At 40.2% G+C, this 6,101-nt stretch carries 5 protein-coding genes; 1 reads left to right on the plus strand and 4 read right to left on the minus strand.

Annotation, left to right across the window (positions count from 1 at the left end; translation table 11 throughout):
• Positions 1-559: 559 nt before the first annotated feature.
• Positions 560-1,102 (plus strand): gamma carbonic anhydrase family protein, encoded by a 543-nt coding sequence (locus KSO91_RS15580; protein ID WP_238743950.1) that lies wholly within the window; start codon positions 560-562, stop codon positions 1,100-1,102.
• 189 nt (positions 1,103-1,291) lie between these two features.
• On the opposite strand, the gene argH is transcribed toward KSO91_RS15580, so the two are convergent.
• The 4 genes from argH to KSO91_RS15600 all read right to left on the minus strand — a co-directional run.
• Entirely contained in the window at positions 1,292-3,172 is a 1,881-nt protein-coding gene (argH, locus tag KSO91_RS15585; protein WP_238743951.1) for an argininosuccinate lyase, read from the minus strand.
• 139 nt (positions 3,173-3,311) lie between these two features.
• Positions 3,312-4,523 carry an argininosuccinate synthase gene (locus KSO91_RS15590; protein WP_238743952.1) on the minus strand — a complete coding sequence of 404 codons (1,212 nt, stop codon included), beginning with the start codon at positions 4,521-4,523 and terminating at the stop codon, positions 3,312-3,314.
• Positions 4,524-4,648: 125 nt separating this feature from the next.
• Positions 4,649-5,557 carry an ornithine carbamoyltransferase gene (locus tag KSO91_RS15595; RefSeq protein WP_238743953.1) on the minus strand — a complete coding sequence of 303 codons (909 nt, stop codon included), beginning with the start codon at positions 5,555-5,557 and terminating at the stop codon, positions 4,649-4,651.
• 9 nt (positions 5,558-5,566) lie between these two features.
• Positions 5,567-6,101, minus strand: a 535-nt coding sequence (locus KSO91_RS15600; RefSeq protein ID WP_238743954.1) for an amino acid kinase family protein, incomplete at its 5' end; no start/stop codon positions are given.

The following is a 6,101-nucleotide window of genomic DNA, read 5'->3' on the forward strand; positions in this document are numbered from 1 at the left end:
TTAATGTGTATCTTTCGATACGACTCAATACTACTGACTAAAACTAATCACCGAAGTGATTTTATTATTCTGAAATGATAAATAAATTTATCATTTCGTGTGTCACTATATTGATGTTGCCTTTACAGGAAAGGACTTTGATTTTTTTGAAATCACATCAACAATAAGTGTCCACACAGATTGTTTGATTAAATTGTTAAAGAGCGTGCCTTTCGGCGAGGTGCGCATATTACGCTACCAGCGAACTTAGTCAAGGCTTATTATTTAATGTTTTATAAAGATAATCTTTTTAAAACAAGAAATTTCAATCTTTCAATCAACGTTAAACGTCATTAAAAGTAACCTCTTTCATTCTCAGTCACTGGCGTTGCAGCCCGTGTCTGTGGGGTCGCATTATAGAGACATCGATCACATTGGCAAGTGTTTTATACATAAAATAAGGTTATTTCTACAATTGGTTTTTATACCCAACTTACAAACAAGTTACCCACAAATAGAGTGTTGTTATCCACACACTCTTATCGTATAGTTTCTTTTTTAGTTAGCTTTTGAGGTTTTTATGCTTCCTGTATTACGTGCCTATCAAGATTATTATCCAGCCATTGGAGATGCTGTTTATATTGACCCTTTTTCATCCATTATCGGGGCTGTTGAATTAGCTGATGATGTGAGCATTTGGCCGATGTGTGTATTACGCGGAGATGTTAACTATATTAGGATAGGTAAACGCACTAATATTCAAGATGGTTGCGTCTTGCACGTTGCACGCAAGGGAGAAGCAACTGGTGAGGGGTACTCCTTAGATATAGGTGAAGATGTTACGGTTGGGCATAAAGCAGTATTGCATGCATGCCAAATAGGGGATCGCGTTTTAATTGGTATGGGAGCAATTGTTTTAGATAATGTATCTATTGATAATGATGTTATTTTGGCAGCAGGCTCATTGGTTCCACCCAACAAGATTCTCAAATCAGGATTTTTATATGTCGGTTCACCTGCGAAACAAGCAAGACCGCTAACGGAGGATGAATTCGCTTTCCTAAAACGGTCTGCCACACATTATGTTAATTTAAAGAATGAATATTTAGCTGAAAATAACTAACTTGTATGGATATAACCATTCAAGATGCCAACTTCAGCTGTTGTGAGGTAAATCGCTTGATCCTTGCCTTGCTGTACGAGTCAGCGACTGAATAATGTATCTTGATTGGTAACGAGTAGATAAACAAAAAAGCGTGTTTCTATTAATCTAAATTGTAATCGAAACACGCTTTTTAACTAAATTTAATTGTTAACTTTTACTCGTTTCTTTATGTAACAACATACTTGTTTTGTAATTCAGCTCTAATGCCTTTTCGTCGCTGGCATGTTGGCTCACAAACATTGCGCAATCTTTTAATACTTTTTCTGGCATTGTTGCTTTACTTTCTGGACTAAAACCAAGCTTCATAAAAAAGTCAGGCATACGAGTTAATACAAATAGACGCTTTATCGCTAATTTTTCCGCACGTTTAACTAATAAGTTAACCAAGGCAGTGCCTTGTCCGCGACCTTCGAATCCAGGCTCTACACCTAAAGAACGAATTTCAGCTAAGCCGGTGTCATAAATATGTACAGATGCACAAGCTGTTACTTTGCCATCTAGCTCAGTTACGACAAATTCAGATAGTGACTCAGCAAGATCTGATTTAACTCTTGGAAGGTTTTCACCTTTTTCTGCCCAATAGTTAACCATTGATTCAATACGCTCTATATCAGTTAAGCGAGCGTCTCTGATCACAATACCTTTCGTATCACGTCCTATTAATCGTTTTTCAGCTTCAGTTAATGCAAATTCAATTTGTTCTGGTGCAACGCCACCCTGCGCTTTACGCGCTGCAAGTGTTGCTTCTAAGGTTAACGTAGGATAAACATCGTCTTCGATAACGTCAGAGAATTGCTTAAATTCGGTAACGGTTAACTCTTCTAACGGCACGGCTTTCTCAATTGCAAACACAACTGCCACACCGACAATATGGTGCGCTTCACGAAAAGGGATACCCTTAGCCACAAGATAATCGGCCAACTCGGTGGCATTGGAGTAGCCCCCTTGCGCCGCTTCTTTCGTGCGTGTCTCATTAACTTTAAGATCAGTTAACGCCATAGCAGCCATTGCTAAACAATCTCCCCACGTGTCTAGCGCATCAAACAAGCCTTCTTTGTCTTCTTGCATATCTTTATTATATGCGAGTGGCAATCCTTTTAATGTCATTAACATACCCGCTAATGAACCAAATACACGCCCTGATTTACCACGGATTAGCTCCATCGCATCTGGATTTTTCTTTTGTGGCATGAGTGATGAACCTGAAGTCACCAAATCAGACATTTCAACAAAAGCCGATTCACCACTATTATAGAAAATAAGATCTTCAGCCATACGCGACAAGTGTACCATCGAAAGTGTCGCACAACTCATTAGCTCAACAACATGATCTCTATCTGATACTGAGTCTAAGCTATTACGCGTCGCCCGAGCAAAACCAAGTGAATGGGCCAATGCAGTACGATCTATTGCATATGCGGTTCCGGCTAATGCACCACTGCCTAGCGGGCAAGTATTTAAACGTTCAATACAGCCTTCTAAACGACTATGATCACGTTCGAGCATCTCCAAATAAGCTAAACACCAGTGAGAAAAAGTGACCGGTTGCGCTCGTTGCAAGTGAGTATAACCAGGTAAGACAACAGCTTGATGAATGCGTGCAAGCTCAATCAATTTTGCTTCTAATGTATCGAGGTGGACAATCAGTTCTTGAGCGGTTTTCTTACACCATAATTTAAGATCTGTGGCTACTTGATCGTTACGACTACGTCCGGTGTGTAATTTTTTACCTAAATCGCCCACTTTTTGAATAAGTTGAGTTTCGACCCAAGAGTGAATATCTTCGGCATCCGATTGTAATATCTGCTGTGGATTTTCTTGTACTGACACTAAAAGTTCATTTAATGCAGTTTCTAAGTTCATTTGCTCATCGGATGTTAATACGTTAACCGTGCTTAGTGCCTGAGACCATGCGATTGAACCTATTATATCTTGCTCGGCAAGACGGTAATCGAATTTTAATGAATCATTAAATAGTTTAAATTTTACGTCTGCCGCTTGGCTAAAACGCCCGCCCCATAATGCCATGTTAATGCTCCATCAATTTTTATTAGTTGTTTTGCTATTTATATTCATTCTCTGTTTATATACAAATTAGAACAGATATAAATAGCAATTCCTGCTTGACGGTTAGGCGAAACAGGAATTGAAGATCAGCTTAGAATGTTTATTTTAATTTTTTATTCAGCGTACGGATACGGCTTGACAGTGAATATAAACGGATAAAGCCTTCAGCATGTTTTTGGTCATAAACATTATCGTCACCAAATGTCGCAAACTCTTCAGAGTATAAACTATTTGGAGAGCGCTTCTGTACAGCGGTAACTTGACCTTTGTACATTTTAACAACCACTTCACCATTCACATCTTTCGCTAATGCTTCTGATGCAGCAAGTAAAGAACCACAAAGCGGTGTAAACCAACGACCGTCATAAACCAAATGAGCAAACTCTTGGCCTACTTGATCCCGCCATTTACGTGCTGGCTTATCATGAACTAATTCATCGATGCCTCGCAGTGCAGTCACCATTACTGTCCCCCCGGGGGTTTCATAACAACCACGAGACTTCATGCCAACAGTTCGGTTTTCTGTAATATCAACACGACCAACACCATGAGCAGCCGCTTTTTTATTTAACAGCATAAGCGCAGCATATGGAGATAATGCAACGTCATCAACCGCAACAACACGCCCATTGGCAACTTTAATGGTTAAGTATTCAGGCTCATTGGGTGCATCAATTGGATCTACTGTCAATGTCCAAACACCTTTACTCGGCTCATTCCATGGGTTTTCTAACTCCCCCCCCTCGTGCGAAATATGCCACGCATTGGCATCACGGCTATAAATTTTTGTTGCACTCGCTGTCGTTTCAATATTACGTTCAGCAAGGTAATCAAGTAGATCTTCACGTGAGACCATATCCCATTCACGCCAAGGTGCGATGACTTTAAGCTCAGGCGCAAGCGCCGCAAAACAGCTTTCAAAACGAATTTGGTCATTACCTTTACCCGTACAGCCATGGCAAAGTGCATCAGCCCCGACTTTAAGCGCGACTTCGACTTGCGCTTTGGCGATGATAGGTCGAGCCATTGAAGTCCCTAAGAGATAAGTTCCTTCATAAATTGCGCCGGTCGCCATCGTTGGATAGATATAATCTTTAACGAACTCTTCTTTAAGATCAACAATATGACACTCAGAAGCGCCCGATGCTAAGGCTTTTTCTTGCAAACCAACTAGCTCTTCAGCACCTTGACCAACGTCAGCACAAAAAGCCACAATTTCACAATCATCATAGGTTTCTTTTAACCACGGAATAATTGCTGAAGTATCAAGACCACCAGAATAAGCAAGTACCACTTTTTTAACTTTACTCATGACTTATTTTCCTTTCTCTATTATTTATGAATCGTCACACAATAACTTGATCTAAATTGTTTCCAAAAAACCTTAAATGACGGGTTATTTTGAAAACAAAGTTCAAGTAATTTTGAAGCCAATCATTATTTATTAATTAGGGTAAGCATAATAGCGTTTTGAATGTGCATTCTATTTTCTGCTTGGTCAAAAATCAACGAAGCAGGACCATCCATCACATCCGAAGTAATGTCTAAACCACGATGTGCTGGCTGGCAATGTAATACGTGTTTGATACCAGTAAAATTTAGCAATGCTTGGTTGATTTGGTACGGCATAAACTTAGCCTTGATCTCTGCAAGCGGTGTAGTATCCCCCATTGAAAGCCAGGTATCTCCGTAAACAACATCATAACCTTTAATATCTTCGAGATTATTGGTTACATTGATACGTCCGCCAGTTTTAGCAGCAATGCCTTCTGCCATTTTCATTATTTGCGCATCCGGGCTGTGGCCTATTGGACACACTGCCGTGACAGTTGCACCTAAAATAGCAGCGGCGATAAACAATGAGTGGGTGACATTATTACCATCGCCTATATAAGCAAGTTTAACTTTAGAAACATCATCATACTGCTCTGAAATAGTTAAAAAATCAGCCATTGCTTGGCAAGGATGGTAGAGATCGCATAAAGAATTAATAACAGGCACACGCGAATGCTGTTGCATTTCCAGTAGCGTGTTGTGGTCATATACACGCGCGACAATACAATCAGCCCAACGCGAAATATTAGCAGCAAAATCTTTAACATCTTCACGGCTACCCATTGCGCCGTTAGTTTGATCTAAATAAACGCTGTGGCCGCCTAATTTATTGACGCCAATATCAAATGTCACACGAGTCCGTAATGACTCTTTTTCAAACAGAGTCACAACGCTTTTACCCGCTAATACTTGGCTATATTTGCCCGGATTTGCTTTTAAATCTTTACCCAGAGCAATCAGATCCAGTGCCTGTTGCTGGGACATTTCCATACCTGTTAGTAAATTTTCCATGATTTTTCTCTATTTAATGACTTTTGTTCCCACTGCTTTACCCGCAAGCAATGACACTAAATTTTCAGGGTTTTTCCAACTAGCTAATATTACATAGCCTAATTTATTCGCGGCTTGTAGTGCCGCTTTTACTTTTACCGCCATACCATCTTGAATTACATTTTCAGCCATTAGTGTATCAGCTAATTGAGCGTTTAGCTCAGGAATAACTTGCTTCTGAGCATCCCAAACGCCATCAACATCAGACAAGAAAACTAGCTCTGCATCCACCAGCTCACAAATTGCTATCGCAGCTTGATCTGCATTGACATTATATAAACGCCCATCTTCGCCAATCCCAATAGATGAGATGACAGGTAGATGTCCAGCCTTTAATAACCCATTAATTAAGCTAGGGTTATTGGCACTACAGACCCCCACTGCGCCTAACTCAGGATCAAGCTGTGTCACTTTACAGCTATAACCATCAGCAAGCGACAAGCCAACAGCAGAGAGACCGGCTTGTAATGCTTTGGCCATCAGCAATTTGTTAGATGTACCCGCC

The sequence above is a fragment of the Psychromonas antarctica genome (assembly GCF_022267535.1).
In the GTDB taxonomy this organism is placed as follows: domain Bacteria; phylum Pseudomonadota; class Gammaproteobacteria; order Enterobacterales; family Psychromonadaceae; genus Psychromonas; species Psychromonas antarctica.

Coding starts and splice junctions, on each gene's coding strand:
- KSO91_RS15580 (WP_238743950.1), top strand. CDS start 560: ATGCTTCCTGTATTACGTGCCTATCAAGATTATTATCCAGCCATTGGA.
- argH (WP_238743951.1), bottom strand. CDS start 3,172: ATGGCATTATGGGGCGGGCGTTTTAGCCAAGCGGCAGACGTAAAATTT.
- KSO91_RS15595 (WP_238743953.1), bottom strand. CDS start 5,557: ATGGAAAATTTACTAACAGGTATGGAAATGTCCCAGCAACAGGCACTG.
- KSO91_RS15590 (WP_238743952.1), bottom strand. CDS start 4,523: ATGAGTAAAGTTAAAAAAGTGGTACTTGCTTATTCTGGTGGTCTTGAT.